The organism is Flavobacterium hungaricum (genome assembly GCF_015182285.1).
In the GTDB taxonomy this organism is placed as follows: Bacteria; Bacteroidota; Bacteroidia; order Flavobacteriales; family Flavobacteriaceae; genus Flavobacterium; species Flavobacterium hungaricum.
In genome coordinates this window covers 1,540,692-1,559,680 of record NZ_PRDM01000001.1, presented here as the reverse complement: position 1 = coordinate 1,559,680, position 18,989 = coordinate 1,540,692, and the positions used below count along the sequence as shown (strand labels likewise).

Annotated in this window: 19 protein-coding genes; 8 read left to right on the top strand and 11 right to left on the bottom strand. The window is 33.1% G+C overall.

What is annotated here, in order from left to right; genetic code table 11:
• Positions 1 to 38 precede the first annotated feature (38 nt).
• The 7 genes from C4F50_RS06615 to C4F50_RS06585 form a co-directional block, all read right to left on the bottom strand.
• Positions 39 to 401, bottom strand: coding sequence for a nuclear transport factor 2 family protein (locus tag C4F50_RS06615; RefSeq protein ID WP_193845616.1), 363 nt, complete (start codon positions 399 to 401; stop codon positions 39 to 41).
• Between the two features lies 1 nt (position 402).
• The gene (locus tag C4F50_RS06610; RefSeq protein WP_193845615.1) at positions 403 to 1,332 is read right to left on the bottom strand and encodes a UDP-3-O-(3-hydroxymyristoyl)glucosamine N-acyltransferase; all 930 of its coding nucleotides are present in this window, start codon (positions 1,330 to 1,332) and stop codon (positions 403 to 405) included.
• A gap of 119 nt (positions 1,333 to 1,451) precedes the next feature.
• Positions 1,452 to 2,018, bottom strand: a complete 567-nt coding sequence (gene efp, locus C4F50_RS06605) for an elongation factor P (protein WP_193845614.1) — start codon at positions 2,016 to 2,018, stop codon at positions 1,452 to 1,454.
• Positions 2,019 to 2,172: 154 nt separating this feature from the next.
• Entirely contained in the window at positions 2,173 to 2,958 is a 786-nt protein-coding gene (gene lpxA / locus C4F50_RS06600; RefSeq protein ID WP_193845613.1) for an acyl-ACP--UDP-N-acetylglucosamine O-acyltransferase, read from the bottom strand.
• Positions 2,959 to 3,032: 74 nt separating this feature from the next.
• Positions 3,033 to 4,421, bottom strand: a complete 1,389-nt coding sequence (locus C4F50_RS06595; RefSeq protein WP_193845612.1) for a bifunctional UDP-3-O-[3-hydroxymyristoyl] N-acetylglucosamine deacetylase/3-hydroxyacyl-ACP dehydratase — start codon at positions 4,419 to 4,421, stop codon at positions 3,033 to 3,035.
• Entirely contained in the window at positions 4,414 to 5,457 is a 1,044-nt protein-coding gene (gene lpxD, locus C4F50_RS06590; RefSeq protein WP_193845611.1) for a UDP-3-O-(3-hydroxymyristoyl)glucosamine N-acyltransferase, read from the bottom strand. Before lpxD ends, C4F50_RS06595 begins: the two co-directional genes overlap by 8 nt.
• Before the next feature lie 39 nt (positions 5,458 to 5,496).
• Positions 5,497 to 6,726: an HD domain-containing protein gene (locus tag C4F50_RS06585; protein WP_193845610.1), complete on the bottom strand. Its 1,230-nt coding sequence runs from the start codon at positions 6,724 to 6,726 to the stop codon at positions 5,497 to 5,499.
• A 223-nt stretch (positions 6,727 to 6,949) separates the two neighbouring features.
• On the opposite strand from C4F50_RS06585, the gene porX reads away from it, so the two are divergent.
• The 5 genes from porX to C4F50_RS06560 all read left to right on the top strand — a co-directional run bounded on the left by porX (position 6,950) and on the right by C4F50_RS06560 (position 11,432).
• Positions 6,950 to 8,503: a T9SS response regulator signal transducer PorX gene (porX, locus tag C4F50_RS06580; RefSeq protein WP_193845609.1), complete on the top strand. Its 1,554-nt coding sequence runs from the start codon at positions 6,950 to 6,952 to the stop codon at positions 8,501 to 8,503.
• 249 nt (positions 8,504 to 8,752) lie between these two features.
• Complete coding sequence (tsaE, locus tag C4F50_RS06575) at positions 8,753 to 9,160, top strand: tRNA (adenosine(37)-N6)-threonylcarbamoyltransferase complex ATPase subunit type 1 TsaE (protein ID WP_193845608.1); 408 nt, start codon at positions 8,753 to 8,755, stop codon at positions 9,158 to 9,160.
• Positions 9,161 to 9,265: 105 nt separating this feature from the next.
• A complete protein-coding gene (locus tag C4F50_RS06570) occupies positions 9,266 to 9,739 on the top strand; it encodes a GNAT family N-acetyltransferase (protein ID WP_193845607.1) in 474 nt (157 codons plus the stop codon).
• Between the two features lie 82 nt (positions 9,740 to 9,821).
• The gene (locus C4F50_RS06565) at positions 9,822 to 11,021 is read left to right on the top strand and encodes an alanine dehydrogenase (RefSeq protein WP_193845606.1); all 1,200 of its coding nucleotides are present in this window, start codon (positions 9,822 to 9,824) and stop codon (positions 11,019 to 11,021) included.
• A 36-nt stretch (positions 11,022 to 11,057) separates the two neighbouring features.
• Complete coding sequence (locus C4F50_RS06560; RefSeq protein ID WP_193845605.1) at positions 11,058 to 11,432, top strand: DUF4258 domain-containing protein; 375 nt, start codon at positions 11,058 to 11,060, stop codon at positions 11,430 to 11,432.
• A 152-nt stretch (positions 11,433 to 11,584) separates the two neighbouring features.
• Here the strand turns inward: C4F50_RS06560 and C4F50_RS06555 are convergent, their stop codons facing one another.
• Positions 11,585 to 12,250, bottom strand: a complete 666-nt coding sequence (locus C4F50_RS06555; protein WP_193845604.1) for a uracil-DNA glycosylase — start codon at positions 12,248 to 12,250, stop codon at positions 11,585 to 11,587.
• A gap of 130 nt (positions 12,251 to 12,380) precedes the next feature.
• On the opposite strand from C4F50_RS06555, the gene C4F50_RS06550 reads away from it, so the two are divergent.
• From C4F50_RS06550 to C4F50_RS06540, 3 genes are all read left to right on the top strand, one after another.
• Entirely contained in the window at positions 12,381 to 14,546 is a 2,166-nt protein-coding gene (locus C4F50_RS06550; RefSeq protein ID WP_193845603.1) for an endonuclease MutS2, read from the top strand.
• A gap of 255 nt (positions 14,547 to 14,801) precedes the next feature.
• The gene (locus C4F50_RS06545) at positions 14,802 to 15,227 is read left to right on the top strand and encodes a hypothetical protein (protein ID WP_193845602.1); all 426 of its coding nucleotides are present in this window, start codon (positions 14,802 to 14,804) and stop codon (positions 15,225 to 15,227) included.
• 62 nt (positions 15,228 to 15,289) lie between these two features.
• Positions 15,290 to 15,703, top strand: a complete 414-nt coding sequence (locus C4F50_RS06540; RefSeq protein ID WP_193845601.1) for a thiol-disulfide oxidoreductase DCC family protein — start codon at positions 15,290 to 15,292, stop codon at positions 15,701 to 15,703.
• A 213-nt stretch (positions 15,704 to 15,916) separates the two neighbouring features.
• Here the strand turns inward: C4F50_RS06540 and ettA are convergent, their stop codons facing one another.
• The 3 genes from ettA to holA all read right to left on the bottom strand — a co-directional run bounded on the left by ettA (position 15,917) and on the right by holA (position 18,937).
• The gene (gene ettA, locus C4F50_RS06535; protein ID WP_180910271.1) at positions 15,917 to 17,608 is read right to left on the bottom strand and encodes an energy-dependent translational throttle protein EttA; all 1,692 of its coding nucleotides are present in this window, start codon (positions 17,606 to 17,608) and stop codon (positions 15,917 to 15,919) included.
• 77 nt (positions 17,609 to 17,685) lie between these two features.
• Positions 17,686 to 17,862 (bottom strand): CAL67264 family membrane protein, encoded by a 177-nt coding sequence (locus C4F50_RS06530; protein ID WP_228011989.1) that lies wholly within the window; start codon positions 17,860 to 17,862, stop codon positions 17,686 to 17,688.
• A gap of 70 nt (positions 17,863 to 17,932) precedes the next feature.
• Positions 17,933 to 18,937: a DNA polymerase III subunit delta gene (gene holA, locus C4F50_RS06525; RefSeq protein WP_193845599.1), complete on the bottom strand. Its 1,005-nt coding sequence runs from the start codon at positions 18,935 to 18,937 to the stop codon at positions 17,933 to 17,935.
• Between the last annotated feature and the right edge of the window lie 52 nt (positions 18,938 to 18,989).

The window sequence follows — 18,989 nt, the reverse complement described above, 5'->3', positions numbered from 1 at the left end:
TTGTAATGTATTTTGCCTCTTTTATTGTCAAAAAAATATTAAGAAAATTGACTCATCTGATAACCTCTGTAGAGTTTATCGTCTTTTATCTGCCAAATAGTTGCAAAATGCGCCAGCAGCATCTCTTCTCTAGGGTTCTCGATTGTTTTTACAAAATGAGAATAACGAACTGATACTAAGTCTTCTTCAGAAATAATATGACTGATTCTAACTTTAGAACGCACATAAGCACGGCTCAATTCATTAGCCATTTCTAATATCGCATGATAATCCATCTGGATAAAACCTTTGCTGCTGTTCCAATCCAGCAAAACCTCAGGATGCAGATACGTTTTTAAAATTTCGCTATCAATTAAGGCATCTGACTTATAAAATTTCTGAACAAATTCTTTTATAGACATATTACTTCAATTTACTTAAAATCTCCGGAATCTTCTTGATATTGGCCAATTGTTTTAACTTTTCTCTAGACTCTTCAATTGGAGTTCCAAAATAGGACTTTCCGCCTTCAACTGATTTAGTAACACCAGTTTGTCCCATAACCACAGCTTTTGTACCAATTGTAATACCACTTGTAGTTCCTACTTGTCCCCACATGGTTACTTCATCTTCAATAACTACACAGCCTGCAATACCTGTCTGAGAAGCTATTAAACATTTTTTACCGATTACAGTATCGTGTCCGACATGTACCTGATTATCAAGCTTTGTACCAGCTCCAATCGTTGTGTCTCCTGTAACCCCTTTATCAATAGTACAAAGGGCTCCAATGCCCACATTATCTTCAATCACAACTCTTCCGCCAGAAATAAGCTGATCAAAACCTTCTGGGCGTTTTTTATAATAGAAAGCATCGGCTCCTAGGATAGTCCCAGCATGTATGATTACATTGTCTCCAATAACAGTATGATCATAAATTGAGACATTCGAATGAATTAAACAATTTTTTCCAATTTTAACATGATTACCAACAAAGGTATTAGGCTGAATAACAGTCCCTTCTCCTATTTCTGCAGAAGGTGCTATTGCTACATTTGCAAATTGAAATGGTTTGAAGTGTCTTGTTAAGACATTAAAGTCTCTAAAAGGATCATCAGAGATTAAAAGCGCTTTACCTTCCGGGCATTCTACTTCTTTATTTATTAAAACAATGGTAGCAGCTGATTGTAAGGCTTTGTCATAATATTTTGGATGATCAACAAAAACAATATCTCCAGGCTCAACGACATGTATTTCGTTCATGCCTAAAACCTGAAAGTCTTTGTCACCAATAAATTCGCACTGAAGCAAATCTGCAATTTCTTGTAAAGAATGACTCTTTTGAAATTTCATATAGTATAATTAGAAAATTTGTCAATTAGAAAATGAGTCAATTAGAATGTGAATATACAAAATTATGTCGATTCACAAATTATCTAATTGACTCATTGTCAAATTATCTCAATTAAGAATTACTCCTTTACACGCTCCATGTAAGAACCAGAAGCAGTATCGATTTTAATTTTATCTCCTTCGTTAATAAACAAAGGCACGTTTACAGACGCTCCAGTTTCTACTGTAGCCGATTTTGTAGCATTTGTAGCTGTATTTCCTTTTACACCTGGTTCTGCATAAGTAACTTCAAGAATTACAGATGCCGGCATATCTACAGATAATGGCAAATCTGTTTCTGTATTGATCTGAACCATTACATTTGTTCCTTCTTTCAACAAATCTGGAGCATCCAGAATGTTTTTGTTTAAAGAAATCTGCTCAAAAGTCTCTGCATTCATAAAGTGAAATTCATCACCTTCTGGATATAAATACTGAAATGTATGCGTTTCTACTCGAATTACATCAATTTTATGACCTGCAGAAAATGTATTATCCAATACTTTTCCTGAAGTTAAACTTTTTAATTTTGTTCTTACGAAAGCTGGACCTTTTCCAGGTTTTACGTGAAGAAATTCAATAATTTTATAGATATCGTGATTAAATTTAATACACAATCCGTTTCTAATATCTGATGTAGACGCCATTTGTTTTTATTTTAGATTTTAGAATGTAGATTTTAGATTCTCATCAAGAATAAATTCTCCATTCATTTATTTGTAATAATTCTGTTTTCAATTTTAATGTACGGTTTAGAAATCTAAAATCAGAAATCTATCCCGATAGCTATCGGGACTAAAATTAATAGTTTCCTGAATAACCTTTCATAATTCCACGAGATGAATTTCTGATAAAATCCAGAATTTCGTCTCTTTCTGGAGTCGCCTCCATTTCAGCCTCAATAATACTCAAAGCTTGTGTTGTATTGTAATTCTTTTGGTAAAGGATTCTGTAAATTTCCTGAATTTCTCTAATTTTTTCAGTACTAAAACCTCTTCTTCTAAGACCAACAGAGTTGATACCAACATAAGATAAAGGTTCTTTAGCCGCTTTTGTATACGGAGGAACATCTTTTCTTACCAAAGATCCACCAGAGATCATTGCATGATCACCAATATGGATAAACTGATGAATCGCTGCCAAACCTCCAATTACCGCATGATTTCCTACTACGACGTGACCAGCAAGTGCCACACCGTTTACAATAATAGCATTGTTCCCAATTTCGCAATCGTGCGCAATATGAGCATAAGCCATTACTAAACAATTGTTACCGATAGTGGTCTGGCCAGAAGCTACTGTACCTCTATTTATTGTAACACACTCTCTAATAGTACAATTGTCTCCAATAATAGCAAGAGAATCTTCACCTCCAAATTTTAAATCTTGTGGTACTGCAGAAATTACTGCTCCTGGAAAAATATTACAATTTTTACCAATTCGAGCACCTTCCATGATGGTTACGTTTGAACCAATCCAAGTACCGTCACCAATAACAACATTATTGTGAATTGTCGTAAATGGCTCGATTACAACATTTTTAGCGATTTTAGCGCCTGGATGAACATATGCTAATGGTTGATTCATCTGTGTATTTTATATTTTAAATTAAAATAGTCTGGTTTTGGGGAACAAACCTAAACAATAATTTTGATTATTTATTATTGTTTTCTTGCAATTTGTGCCATTAATTCTGCCTCGGTAACCAATTTTCCGTTTGCATAAGCATTTGCCTGCATATGACAGATTCCTCTTCTGATAGGAGAAATCAATTCACATTTAAAAATTAAGGTATCTCCCGGCAATACTTTATGTTTGAATTTTACATTATCAATTTTCATAAAGTAAGTCAAATAATTTTCTGGATCTGGCACTGTGCTTAAAACCAAAATTCCTCCTGTCTGTGCCATTGCTTCAACAATCAAAACTCCCGGCATTACTGGTGCTTCTGGAAAGTGTCCTACAAAGAAATTCTCATTCATAGTAACATTCTTTAAACCAACCACATGACGATCTGACATCTCAATAATTCTATCGATCAACAAAAATGGAGGTCTGTGAGGAAGCATTGCCATGATCTTGTGAATATCCATCAATGGCTCCTGATTTAAATCATAAGTTGGAACATGATTTCTCTGCTCAATTTTAATGATTTTTGCTAATTTTTTTGCAAACTGAGTATTTACAAAATGACCCGGTTTATTTGCTATAATTTTTCCTTGAATACGAACTCCAATAAGAGATAAATCTCCAATTACGTCAAGCAATTTGTGTCTTGCAGCTTCGTTTGGATAGTGTAAAGTCAAATTATCTAAAACACCATTTGGTTTAACCGAAATCTCGTCTTTACCAAAAGCTTTCTTCAAATTCTCCATTGTAGATTCTGAAATTTCTTTATCTACATATACAATAGCATTATTTAAGTCACCTCCTTTAATAAGTCCGTGCTCTAATAATGATTCTAATTCGTGTAAGAAACTAAAAGTTCTTGAACTTGCAATTTCATCTTTAAAATCGGCTAAACTTTTAAGAGTTGCATTTTGGGTTCCTAAAACTTTTGTACCAAAATCTACCATTGTAGTCACCTGATACTCATCGCTTGGCATTACCAAAATTTCACTTCCTGTAGCTTCATCAGTAAAAGAAATTACTTCTTTTACTACATAAACATTACGACTTGCGTCTTGTTCTTCTATACCAGCATTTTCAATTGCTTCAACAAAATATTTTGATGAACCATCCATAATAGGAAGCTCAGAAGCATTCAATTCAATAATAATATTATCCAAATCGCAGCCAACTACTGCAGCCAAAACGTGTTCTGGTGTTTGAATTTTTACACCTAGTTTCTCAAGATTAGTACCTCTTTGAGTATTTACAACATAATTAGCATCAGCCTCAATGACCGGCTGACCTTGCAAATCTACTCTGACAAAAGTGAAACCATTATTAATTGGAGCAGGTTTAAAAGTCATAGTAACTTCTTTTCCAGTATGCAATCCAACTCCTGTTAGTGAAATTTCATTTTTGATGGTCTTCTGTTTAACCATTATTTCCATTTTTTGGGTTTATTATTTGTTTTTTTAATTCTTCTAGCTCCGCAACAATTTTTGGCAAATTCTTAAAATGAACATATGATTTGCTAAAATCGCTCAAACCAAATGTAGGACTGCCCTGCAACACTTCATCATCTTTAATGTTTCTGGCAATTCCCGACTGTGCTTGAACACGTACATTGTTACCTATTGTTAAGTGGCCTGCAATACCAACCTGCCCTCCAATCATACAGTTTTCTCCAATTTTTGTAGAACCTGCTACTCCTGTCTGCGCAGCAATTACAGTATTTTTTCCCACTTCTACATTATGAGCAATCTGAATTTGATTGTCTAATTTGACACCTTTTCTAATAATTGTAGAACCTAGTGTTGCTCTGTCTACCGTTGTATTAGCACCAATATCAACATTATCTTCTATTATAACATTACCAATCTGCGGTACTTTGTTATATTCTCCATCTTCATTTGGCGCAAAACCAAAACCGTCTGCACCTATAATAGTACCCGAATGGATCGTACAGTTATTTCCAATTATTGTTTCAGAATAGATTTTTGCTCCTGCAAATACAAAAACATTATCTCCAATAACAACATTGTCTCCAATAAAACTGTTTGGATATATTTTTACATTATTACCCAAAACTACATTCTGTCCGATATAACTAAAACTTCCTAAATATAGATTTTCTCCATACTTAGTCCCTTCAGAAATAAAAGAATTAGCTTCAATTCCGTTTTTGTTTAATTTTACCTGATTGTAAAACTCTAAAAGTTTAGAAAAAGATTTATAAGCATCCTCTACTTTTATCAAAGTAGTAGTGATTGCTGCTTCTGGAACAAAGCTGTCATTAACAATAGTTACGGTAGCTTTTGTGGTATATATATGATTTATATATTTTGGATTTGCCAAAAAAGTCAGAGACCCTTCCTCTCCTTCTTCGATCTTAGAAAGTCGAGAAACTTCTGCATTGGGATTTCCAACAACTTCTCCTTCTAAAATTCCTGCTATTTGTTCTGCTGTAAATTTCATCGCGACAAAAATATAAAAAATAGGTTTTAAATGTTAATTTTAGATAAGTTGTTTTGGAAAACAGATATAATATTTTGTAACCAATTTGGATAAAGATTTCAGGTTCAGCTGGTCAGATGCTTCTACAACATCCTCAATTGTTTTATCTTTTTTCAAAATTCGTATGGGTTCTGCCTCTTTACTATACGCCTGATTCTTGATTTTTCCTCTAAAAATAAAATATCCTGCTTCTAATTGCGAAATTTTATGCTCTTCTGCAAACTCCTCCTTTAACGCTTGAGATTCTTCTGCAGAAACTTTTTCTGCACTCATTTTAATTTTAAGCAAATCTCTGTTAATGATCATTTTACTCAATGTGCTTAAAACAAAATCGTCTTGTCTCTGCCATGTCTTGAGCGCGCTGATAATATCAAAATCATCTAATTGCGAAAACAAATCTAAATTTTGAGCATCAAAATCTTCTAAAGAAATTTTATTATGCATAAAGTACGAAAGAGGTTCGCTGCAAGGAAGATTAATTCCTTTTAAAACCAACTCTTTAGCTCTCTTTAAAACTTTCATCAAAATCAATTCGGCTACCAAACTTGTCTTATGAAGGTAAGCCTGCCAATACATCAATCGTCTGGATAAAAGAAATTTTTCTACAGAATAAATTCCTTTTTCTTCTATAACCAAAACATCATTTACAACATTCATCATCTGAATCAAACGTTCAGAATTCACATTACCCTCTGCAACACCAGTGTAAAAACTATCTCGTTTAAGATAATCCATTCGATCCATATCTAACTGGCTTGAAATCAGCTGCAGCATGAATTTTCTGTGGTATTCTCCTTTAAAAACCTGAATTGCCAGACTTAATCGGCCTTCAAATTCTTCATTAAGCTGATTCATAAACAATAAAGAAATAGCCTCATGATGCACATCTTCTACAATACTTCTTTCCATTGCATGAGAAAAAGGTCCATGACCAATGTCGTGGAGTAAAATAGCAATTAACAACGCATTTTCTTCGTCTTGAGAAATGGCAACCTCTTTAAAACGAAGTGTATTAATGGTTTTCTGCATCAAATGCATACAGCCCAAAGCATGATGAAAACGCGTATGATTTGCACCCGGATACACCAAATACGACAAACCCATCTGCGAAATACGTCGTAAACGCTGAAAATAAGGATGTTGAATTAAATCATAAATCAGCTCGTTTGGAATCGTAATAAAGCCGTATATAGGATCATTGAATATTTTTAATTTATTGATCTGAGTCACTCTATGGTTATTTTTTAGGTCAACAAATATAAGTAAATAACCATAAAGAGTTTGGTCTTTTTAATTTAAAAATCAATCTGTAAAGTAGTTTGATAATCAACAAACTGTATTTTAAGCATAAAAAAACTTAAATAAAATCATCATTTATCTTTTATAATTTTATACTATTTTTAATACTTTTTAAGTTCTATAGCTTTAAATTGCAGTAAAATTAAATTTGTTTATGGATAAGATTAAAATACTTTGGGTCGATGACGAGATCGATCTTTTAAAGCCTCATATATTATTTTTAGAAAAGAAAAACTACGCCGTAACTACTTGTAACAACGGTCTTGATGCTATAACTTTATTTGAAGAAGATAATTTTGACATTGTTTTTTTGGATGAAAATATGCCTGGAATGAGCGGTTTGGAAACACTTTCTGAAATGAAAGAAAAAAAATCAGCCATTCCGATGATTATGATTACCAAAAGTGAGGAAGAATATATAATGGAAGAAGCAATTGGCTCTAAAATAGCCGATTACTTAATTAAACCAGTAAATCCGAATCAGATTTTGTTGAGTTTAAAGAAAAACTTAGACGATTCGAGGTTAATTACAGAAAAAACAACCTTAGATTATCAGAAAGAATTTAGAAAAATTTCTATGGAATTAGCCATGGTGAATTCTTATGAAGACTGGGTGGAACTTTATAAAAAATTAATTTTTTGGGAACTAAAATTAGAAGACATTAACGATACGGCAATGATTGAAATTTTGGAATCTCAAAAAGTGGAAGCCAATTCACAATTCGGAAAATTTATTGAGAGAAATTACGAAGACTGGTTTGAACCAAAAGCTGAAAAGCCTGTAATGTCCAATACTTTATTTAAAGAATTAGTTGTTCCGGAGATAAAAAAGAAAGACAAACCAATTCTTTTTGTTGTAATTGACAACCTGCGTTATGACCAATGGAAATCTTTTGAAACTGTAATTTCAAATTACTACAAACTAGAAAAAGAAGTTCCGTACTACTCTATTCTGCCAACTGCTACGCAATATGCCAGAAACTCTATTTTCTCTGGATTAATGCCTTTGGAAATGGAAAAAAAGCACCCTGAATATTGGAAAAATGATGTAGAGGACGGCGGAAAAAATCTTTATGAAGCAGAATTTTTATCGGCTCAATTAAAACGTTTGGGATTAAATATTAAAGAAGATTACTTTAAAATCACCAATTATGCAGGTGGAAAAAAACTGGCTGAAAACTTTAAAGCATTAAAAGGAAATGATTTAGTTACCGTAGTTTATAATTTTGTAGACATGCTTTCGCATGCTAAAACAGAGATGGAAGTGGTAAAAGAACTGGCTTCTGATGACAAAGCTTATCGTTCGTTAACCTTGAGCTGGTTTAAAAATTCCCCCTTGCTGGAAATTATTCAACAAGCACAGCTTTTAGGTTTCAAACTAATCCTAACAACGGATCATGGAACCATCAATGTGAAAAACCCGTCAAAAGTGGTTGGAGACAAAAATACAAGTCTAAATCTGCGTTACAAAACCGGAAGAAGCTTAACGTACGAACAAAAAGATGTTTACGTAGTAAAAGAACCTAAAACTATTGGTTTACCCGCTATTAACATGAGCAGCTCGTTTATTTTTGCTAAAAATGATTTCTTTTTAGCCTATGTAAACAATTACAACCATTATGTTAGTTATTACAAAAACACCTACCAGCACGGTGGAATTTCTTTGGAAGAAATGATTATCCCATTTTTGGTTTTTAATCCTAAATAATTTTATTAGCCGCGAATTCTCGAATTTTCGCAGATTGATTCAGATAAAAAATGCCGCAGATTTCAAAGATTAAAACTGATTCAAAAAATCATTTTAATGCTTGAATCTGTGGCTAAAAATATATTACGCTTACGCGAAAAAACAATTAAGAAGGATATTTATTTACTGCGAATTGCACAAATTTCTACAAATTATTCTAGATTAATTCATTAGAATTTGTGAAATTCGTAGCATAAAAAACACCACAAAATGACGATCACTTTTACTTTAGATCAAATTCAAGAAACTGCCGAGCAGATCCTGGCTCAAAATCCTAGCAAAATCATTCTCTTTAATGGTGAAATGGGTGTTGGCAAAACTACTTTAATCAAACAGTTATGTAAAAGTCTTGGAATCACTGACGCTACCAGCAGTCCGACTTTTTCTTTAGTAAATGAATATCAAATTCCAAATGGTAAAAAAGTCTATCACTTTGATTTTTACCGTATAAAACAAGAAACCGAAGCCCTGGATATGGGTGTTGACGATTACTTGTATTCTGGAAATTGGTGTTTTATAGAATGGTCAGAAAAAATTGAAAGTTTAATCCCTGAAGAACATTCCACTATTTCTATCGAATTATTGGAAGACGGAAAAAGAGAATTGAAACTTCAATAAAATCTTTGAGAATCTCCGTTGAAACCTTTGAGAATCTTGGCGAAATAATTTCACAAAGTTTCGCAAAGAATCTCACAAAGAGGCACAAAAAATAACATAACTAGTATGGATACCAAAAGTACCTTAGAAATAATCGCATTTTCGGAAGATTTAAAAGAACACATCAAAATTCTAAACAAAGAGTGGCTGGAAAAATACTTTAAAGTAGAAGAAAAAGACGAATTGACACTTTCAAATCCAAAAGAAGAAATTATTGATAAGGGAGGATTTATTTTTTACGCAAAATACAATGATGAAATTTTAGGAACTTTTTCGCTTTTAAAATCTGACAATGAAACTTTTGAATTAAGCAAAATGGCCGTTTCGGATAAAGCACAAGGACTTGGAATCGGAAACAAATTTTTGACCCATTGCATTGAATTTGCTAAAGAACACAAAATCAAAAGACTATTTTTATATTCAAATACCAAATTACTTCCTGCTATACATTTATATACAAAATTTGGTTTTAATGAAATTCCTTTAGAGGAAGGAGTTTACGAAAGAGCCGATATAAAAATGGAGAAAATAATAACATAATATTGTTCTAGTATTAGCAGAAAATTTGCACTAATTTTAAAACTTTTTACGTAATTTGTATTCTTAATTTTTTAAGCATCCCATGTCAATTACTTTAACTCCATTTACAAAACAGCAATTGCTGCCACAAGAAGAAAAACTTGAAGTTGGCCGTTTTAAAAGCGAACTTTTCATTGGGATTCCGAAAGAAACAAGTTACCAAGAACGTCGTATTTGCCTAACGCCAGACGCTGTAAATTCATTAACATATGCAGGACACCGCGTAATGATAGAATCTGGAGCGGGCGAAAGTTCGAGCTACACAGATAAGGAGTACAGTGATGCGGGCGCAGAAATTACAAAAGACACCAAAAGAGTTTTTGGCTGTCCGTTTCTTTTAAAAGTCGAACCGCCGACACTGGCAGAAATCGAAATGATAAATCCGGAAACAGTTATCATTTCTGCAATCCAGCTTAAAACTAAAAAGAAATCTTATTTTGAGGCTTTGGCCCAGAAAAAAATAACCGCTCTTGCCTTTGAATACATCAAAGACGAAGACGGATCGTATCCTGCTGTAAAATCGTTAAGTGAAATTGCCGGAACGGCTTCTATATTAATTGCTGCCGAATTAATGATTACAAACGAATTCGGAAAAGGACTTTTGTTTGGAAATATTACAGGCGTACCTCCTACCGAAGTGGTTATTCTTGGAGCTGGAACAGTCGGAGAATTTGCCGCAAAAACTGCAATTGGTCTTGGCGCAAACGTAAAAGTTTTTGACAACTCTATTACAAAATTACGTCGTTTACAGAACAATTTAAGCCAAAGAATTTTTACTTCTACGGTGCAGCAAAAAGGACTGCTAAAAGCTTTGCGCCGCTGTGATGTTGCTATTGGCGCCATGCGCGGTAAAGAACGCTGCCCAATTATCGTAACAGAAACAATGGTAGAACACATGAAAAAAGGAGCTGTAATTGTGGATGTTAGCATTGACACTGGAGGCTGTTTTGAAACTTCGGAAGTTACAACTCACGAAAAACCAACTTTTATAAAAAGCAATGTTCTGCATTATTGCGTACCTAATATTCCTTCGCGATATTCTAAAACTGCTTCCCTTTCGATTAGTAACATTTTAACACCCTATCTGCATCAAATTGCAGAAGATGGCGGTATCGAAAGTGCTATAAGATGCAATAAAGGACTTAAAAACGGAATTTACTTATACCACGGAATCCTTACCAATAAAGCAATTGGAGATTGGTTTGATCTTCCAGATAACGATATTAATTTACTTGTATTTTAAGGCAACTTTAATGTACCTTTGCAAAAAAATTATTTCATGAAGTTCGTACACCGTTTTGCTTATTATTTGATTGGCCTTGTTATGGGCTGTTTTTTCGTAGCACTTGTTTTTAGTGGAAAAGATACCCGCTGCAACTATTTTCCAAACGCCAGAGTTTTAAATAATCTTAGAACAAAACCTTTTCAATATTCTGAGAAAGCAATACAAACATTAAATCAAAAATGGGTTGATACTGCTGATATCAAAAGTACGTTAACTTATGGAGATGTCGATTTTGACCAAAGTAATGTTCCTTTTAATGGAGGAAAAACATATATTATTGAAGGAAAGACAGCTAAAAATCAAGAAATTATCCTAAAAGTAGTAAACTACGAAAAGAAAGCTGTTTTAGAAGAAATTATTAAAAAGTAATACAAATTAAATCTTTTGTTTCTTGCTCCCGATAGCTATCGGGAGCAAGAAACAAAAGATTTTTTAATTATTTTTTTTCAATAGAGTCACAAAGAAGCAAAGCTCTGCCTTTGCACCTTTGTCGCTCTGCAACTTTGTTACTTATAAAAAAATTACCACTCAATTTCTTTCAAACCTTTAGATTTCAAAAAATCATTGGTCTGGCTGAAATGTTTATTTCCAAACCAAAAACCTCTGTTTGCGCTTAAAGGCGAAGGATGTCCGGATTTTAAAATATGATGTTTTTTAGCATCAATCAATGCTGCTTTTTTTTGTGCAAATCCGCCCCAAAGTAAAAAAACTACATTTTCTGTTTCTTCAGAAATTTTCTTGATTACTGCATCCGTAAATTTTTCCCAGCCTTTTCCTTGGTGACTTCCAGCTTCAGACTGTCTTACGGTTAAAGTGGCATTTAAAAGAAAAACGCCTTGATCTGCCCAGCGTTCCAAATTTCCGGTTTTAGGCAAAGGTTTATTTAAATCTGTTTCGATTTCTCTAAAAATATTGTTTAAGGACGGCGGAAACGGAATTCCATCATTTACAGAAAAACACAATCCATTTGCTTGATTTGGACCATGATAAGGATCCTGTCCAATAATAACAACCTTTACCTGATCAAAGTGGCAATGGTCAAAAGCAGCAAAAATTTGAGCTCCTTTTGGATAACAAACCTTAGTAGTATATTCTGATTTTACAAAGTCAATTAATTCTTTAAAATAGGATTTTTCAAATTCCTCATTCAAAACTGGTTTCCAGGAATCATGCATTTTTACGTCCATATCTTTTTTTTTGCGAATTTCAGAAATAATTACTTAAAATCATATTCTTAACAGTATAAATTTAGAATCAGTTGTAGATTTCAATCATAATGTTTTCGTACTTTTGCTTTTGCTTTCATAAAGAAAATAAATGATCAGTATTACAGAAAAAACATTACAAGACCTACAATTTCCAACCGTATTACAAACCATTTCAGATGGATGTAATACCGACATCGGAAAAGAAAAGGCTTTAGAAATAAAACCATTTAGAGACAGAGAAGAATTAATGCAATCGCTGATGCAGACATCAGAATATGTGTCTTCTTTTCAAAATAATAACGCAATTCCAAATCACGGGTTTGATGCCATTACGCACGAAATTAAGTTTTTAGCAATTGAAGACAGCTTTCTTGAAGTAGGAAGTTTTAGAAAAATTGCCAATCTTTCTTCGACTACAAATGTGTTGTTGAATTTCTTGAAAAAATTTGACGATTATTATCCAAACTTAAATACAAGAGCTTCTCGTGTAGAACTGACCAAAGATATTATAACTGCCATTGACGCAATTGTAGACAAATATGGAGAAATAAAAGACAATGCATCTCCGACTTTAGCAGGAATCCGACAAAACATGAATTTGGTTCGCGGCAAAGTAAATCAAAGTTTTGGAGTTGCTTTAACACAATACAACGGCTTAGGATATTTGGACGATATCAAAGAAAGCTTTGTACAAAACCGCAGGGTTTTAGCCGTTTTGGCAATGTACCGTCGTAAGGTAAAAGGCTCTATTTTAGGAAGTTCTAAAACAGGAAGTATCGCTTACATTGAACCAGAAGCTACTCTTAAATATTCGAGAGAATTAGCAAATCTGGAATATGAGGAGAAAGAAGAAATTACTAGAATTTTAAAAAATTTATCGAATGTCATTCGACCTTATCTTCCGTTATTAATTGAATACCAAGATTTTTTAAGTGATATTGATGTTGTTGCCGGTAAAGCAAAATACGCCAATCGCATTAACGGAATCTTACCAACTATTACAGACGAAAGACGATTGTTTTTTAGAGAAGCTTATCATCCTATCTTATATTTAAATAACAAACAGAAAAAAGAAGTTACGCATCCGCAGACTATTGAATTAAAACAAGAAAACAGAATTATTGTAATTTCTGGACCAAACGCAGGTGGAAAAACTATTTCGTTAAAAACCGTTGGTTTGTTACAATTAATGCTGCAATCCGGAATCTTAATTCCAGTACATGAAAGGAGTGAAACTTTCTTATTTGATAGAATCTTAACTGATATTGGAGACAATCAATCTATTGAAAATCATTTAAGTACATATTCCTATCGTCTAAAAAACATGAATTACTTTTTAAAGAAATGTAACAGTAAAACCATGTTTTTAATTGATGAATTTGGGACAGGATCTGATCCTGAACTGGGTGGCGCTTTGGCTGAAATTTTCCTCGAAGAATTTTACCACCGTGAAGCTTTCGGAATTATTACAACGCATTATTCTAATTTGAAGATTTTAGCAAATGAACTTCCATACGCAACAAATGCGAATATGATGTTTGACGAAAAATCTCTCGAACCAATGTACAAACTGGCTTTAGGTCAGGCGGGAAGTTCGTTTACTTTTGAAGTAGCACAGAAAAATGGAATTCCGTTTGGATTGATCAATCGTGCGAAAAAGAAAATAGAAGTTGGAAAAGTTCGTTTTGACAAGACCATTGCAACGCTTCAAAAAGAGAGATCAAAGCTTGAAAAAACTTCTCTGAATTTAAAAGAAGAAGAAACCCGGGCTCGTGAGGAAAGTAAAAAGATGGAAAACATCAATACGAGAATTCAGCAAAAATTAGAAAGCTATCAGGAACTATACGACAGCAATCAAAAGATTATATATATAGGACAAAAAATTGATGATATTGCTGAGAAATATTTCAACAACAAAAATAAAAAAGAACTTATTGGTGAGTTTTTAAAAATTGTTGAAATTGAAAATTCAAAACGAAAAAAAGCAACTCCAAAAGAAACTAAAGCCAAAGTTGAAAAGCAAAAAGAAATTATTGCTGAAGTTACTGTAAAAGTTGAAGAAATTCGAAAAGAGAAAAAAGAGAAAAAACTTAAACCTGTTGTAGAGAAACCAAAACCAATTTTAAAAGTTGGTGACCGAGTAAGAATGCAAGACGGAAGATCTGTGGGAAGTATCGATTCGATCGAAAAAAATAAAGCAACAGTTAATTACGGAATTTTTACATCGAAAGTAAGTTTAGACGAATTGGAGCTGGTTGAAGCTGTTAAAAAATAATTTGAAGATGAATCTTCAGTTTTTTGGTCATTAAAAACAGGCAAAAAATGAAAAAATTAAAATAAAGCGATTTAAGGAGTTATCTTCAAAAATACAATCAAGAAGATTTGTAAGTTTAGAAAATCGCTTAAAAACAATTTATGAGAGCCGTTTTTGATTTACAAATATTATATAAAATAAAAATTCAATAAAAAAAACTGATACCTTGTTTTTGCACAACTTTTGTTTTAAACAGTTAAGATCAATTGAAATATCATGAGTAAATCAAAACTGCAGCTCTATTTTTATAGTATTCTTGTTGCTAGCATTGTTTGGCTTTTAATTTTTCCAAAACCTTTAAAAAATTTTGCACCAATTATTTTTGCCATACCAACATTTCCAGTATTTGTATTTAACTTCTTTGATAAATTAATGGAGTTTAGCCGTATACTCAAAATAAAAAACTCTGAATTATTTACTAAACATGTATCTGATTCTGGAAGCTTTAGTAATTATAACAAAGGACTAGTAATAGATATTTATCAATTTAATAATAACAAAGATTTAGAAGATTTAAAAAGAGTTAATCTATACGAAAAGTATATTTTATGCAAGGAATTAATTAAATTAACTTTTATATCTTTTATATTTATTGCCTTATTAGGTATTGCAACAATTTATATAAAAACATCAATTTTTTAAATCACATAAAGCTTTGTCAAAAAAGTTTAAAACCGTGACAAAGTTCAAACTTAAAATACAAAATGGAAAATCTTCCTAAAAATAAAAAAATCATCCTTTTTGACGGAGTTTGTAATCTTTGTGATACTGCCGTGCAATTTATCATAAAACATGACAAAAAGGATGTTTTTAGATTTGTTGCACTTCAATCTGAATTGGGCATTTCAATTTGCAAACATCTGGGAATCAGTTTTTCTAAAATGGACAGTATTATTTTATTCAATCCTGGAGTTGCCTATTTTTATAAATCTTCTGCCGCAATTGAAATCGCAAGAGATTTTGGAGGTTTTTGGAAAATGCTTTTTGTTTTTAGAATTATTCCCATTTTTATAAGCGATCGTATTTATGATTACGTAGCCAAAAACAGATACAATTGGTACGGCAAAAAAGAAAGCTGCATGATTCCTACTCCGGAATTGAAAGCGAAATTTTTGTAGAAAATTCAATTTTACTGTAATCTTGTCATTTCGCCGTAAGGTGAAATCTTCGCGAGAAACTCTACAAAGATTAGCATTTTGGAAGTGAGATTTCTTCTTACTTCAAAATGACAAACTAAACTTAAGAACGGCAAAAACATATTTAATAAAAAAAATCCCAAATTCACATCAATTGGAATTTGGGATTTTTTATTTGAAATTTATCAGAACTTATTACCTAATTAACTTTCTATATTTCAAGCGCTTAGGAGTTAAATCCCCCCCAAGACGTTTCTTTTTGTTTTCTTCATAATCAGAGAAACTTCCTTCGAAGAAATAAACCTCAGAATCTCCTTCAAAAGCTAGAATGTGCGTACAAATTCTATCTAAGAACCATCTGTCGTGCGAAATAATTACGGCACAACCTGCAAAATTCTCTAAACCTTCTTCTAGTGCACGAAGCGTATTGACATCAAGGTCATTCGTAGGCTCATCCAGTAAAAGTACATTTCCTTCTTCTTTCAAAGTCATTGCCAAGTGAAGTCTGTTACGTTCTCCACCAGACAACATCGAAACTTTTTTATTCTGCTCCCCGCCTCCAAAATTGAAACGAGATAAGTAAGCTCTAGAGTTTACCTGCTTTCCGCCCATCATAATTAATTCCTGACCATCTGCAAAATTTTCCCAGATCGATTTATTAGGATCAATATTAGAGTGAGACTGATCTACATAAGCGATTTTTACCGTTTCTCCAACCGAAAATTCTCCGCTGTCAGTAGCTTGTTCTCCCATAATCATTTTGAAAATAGTAGATTTACCAGCACCATTTGGTCCGATAATTCCAACGATACCAGCTTGAGGCAAAGTAAAATTCAGATTATCGTACAATAATTTATCACCAAAAGCTTTGGCAACACTTTTTGCTTCGATAACATTGGTCCCTAAACGCGGACCGTTCGGGATATAGATTTCTAGATTTTCATCCAGTTGTTTTTGATCTTCGTTTAATAACTTATCGTAGTTCTGTAAACGCGCTTTCTGTTTGGTCTGACGTCCCTTTGCACCCTGACGAACCCACTCCAACTCACGTTCCAAAGTTTTTCTGCGTTTAGAAGCTACTTTTTCTTCCTGCGCCATACGGTTTGATTTTTGATCTAACCAAGAAGAATAGTTTCCTTTCCACGGAATACCTTCTCCTCTATCCAGCTCTAAAATCCAACCAGCCACATTATCAAGGAAATATCTATCGTGCGTTACCGCGATAACAGTTCCCGCATACTGCGCTAAGTGCTGCTCTAACCAAAGTACAGATTCAGCATCAAGGTGGTTGGTAGGCTCATCCAGAAGCAATACATCAGGCTGCTGCAATAACAAACGACATAAAGCTACACGACGACGCTCACCTCCAGAAAGGTTTTTGATAGGCGTATCACCTTCAGGCGTACGCAAAGCATCCATTGCAATTTCTAATTTGGTATCGATTTCCCAAGCACCAAGAGCATCAATTTTATCTTGTAAAGCAGCTTGACGATCCATCAATTTATCCATTTTATCAGGATCTGAATAGTTCTCTTCAAGACCGAATAAATCGTTTATCTGATTGTATTCTTCTAAAACTGCCATCGTTTCTGCAGCTCCTTCACGAACAATTTCGATAACCGTTTTAGAGTCGTCAAGAATTGGTTCCTGCTCTAAATATCCTACAGTATAACCCGGTTGAAAAACAACATCTCCTTGATAGTTTTTGTCTACACCGGCAATAATTTTTAAAAGAGAAGATTTTCCAGAACCGTTAAGACCTAAAATACCAATTTTAGCTCCGTAAAAGAAACTCAAATAAATATTCTTAAGTACCGGTTTGTCTGCTCCCTGATAGGTTTTACTCAATTTCTGCATTGAGAAAATTACTTTCTTATCGTCTGACATTTTATTTATTTTAAATTTTGATTATTTTCTATATAATTAAACTGAAATTGTTTTTTTTTCAATTATGGTTATTGCAATTAAACCCTTCCTTTCAAAGCGTTAAAAACCCAGGCATTAGCCAAAAAACCAACTCCTGCCGCTGCAAATCCCCATCCCGAAACTTCACTGTATCTAAAAGCACCAAGACCTATAAGTAACAATCCCATAAGGACCATTATTAAAGTAGCCCATCCTAAAACAGTATTTTTATTCATTCCCATAATTGCTTAATATTTTTAGTAGTTCCATTTTTTCGAAATGCAAATATCGTGAATTTTCAGTGATTTAATTAAATATTTTATAGAGCATTTCTTTCAACAGATCAGCTTGAGGTAATCCATTGGCACCTACACCTTTACTTTTAACATCGACATCTCTTAAAGTCCCCACGATCTGACTCACTTTTCTCATTGGATAATTTTTTAAAGCTAAATCATATTCTTTCAAAAAATAAGGATTCACACCAATTGCCGCTGCGACATTTTTAGGATTTTTATCTTTAAGTCCGTGGTATTTAAGAAGCTGCACAAAAAAACCGAATACCAATCCTGTAGTCATCACTAATGGATATTCTTTTGGATTGTGAGCAAAATTCTCTGCAATCTTGTAAGCCTTTAATTGATTGCGTTCTCCAATCGCTTTTCGCAGCTCAAAAACATTATAATCTTTACTAAAACCAATATTTTCCTCAATATGCTGCGGTGTAATCATTGTTCCTTTTGGAAGGATGATCTGCAATTTTTCAAGTTCGTTATTGATTTTACTCAAGTCTGTTCCTAAAAACTCTACCAGCATTGCATTTGCTTTAGGATCGATCGTATATTTTTTTCCAGCCAGAATGCGTTTAATCCAATCTCCGACTTGGTTTTCGTATAATTTTTTACTTTCAAAAACAACTCCTTTTTGAGCCAGAAGTTTGGTCACTTTTTTACGTTTATCCAGCGTTTTGTATTTGTAACAAAAAACCAATACAGTAGTTTCCATCGGATTATCGACATACGATTCTATTTTATCAATTGTTCGTGACAAATCCTGTGCTTCTTTCACTATAACAACCTGACGATCAGCCATCATCGGATAGCGCTTGGCCGTTGAAACAATATCATCAACAGAAACATCCCTTCCATACAAAACGGTCTGGTTAAAACCTTTTTCTTCTTCGGCTAATACATTTTCTTCAATATACTCCGATAATTTATCTATATAATAAGGTTCCTCCCCCATTAAAAAATAAATCGGTTTTATATTTCCTGCTTTTATATCGTTTACAATTTTTATTACTTCGTCCATTCAATATTTTTGTTTCAAGTTTGAAATTTCAGGTTTCAGGATGTATTAATTG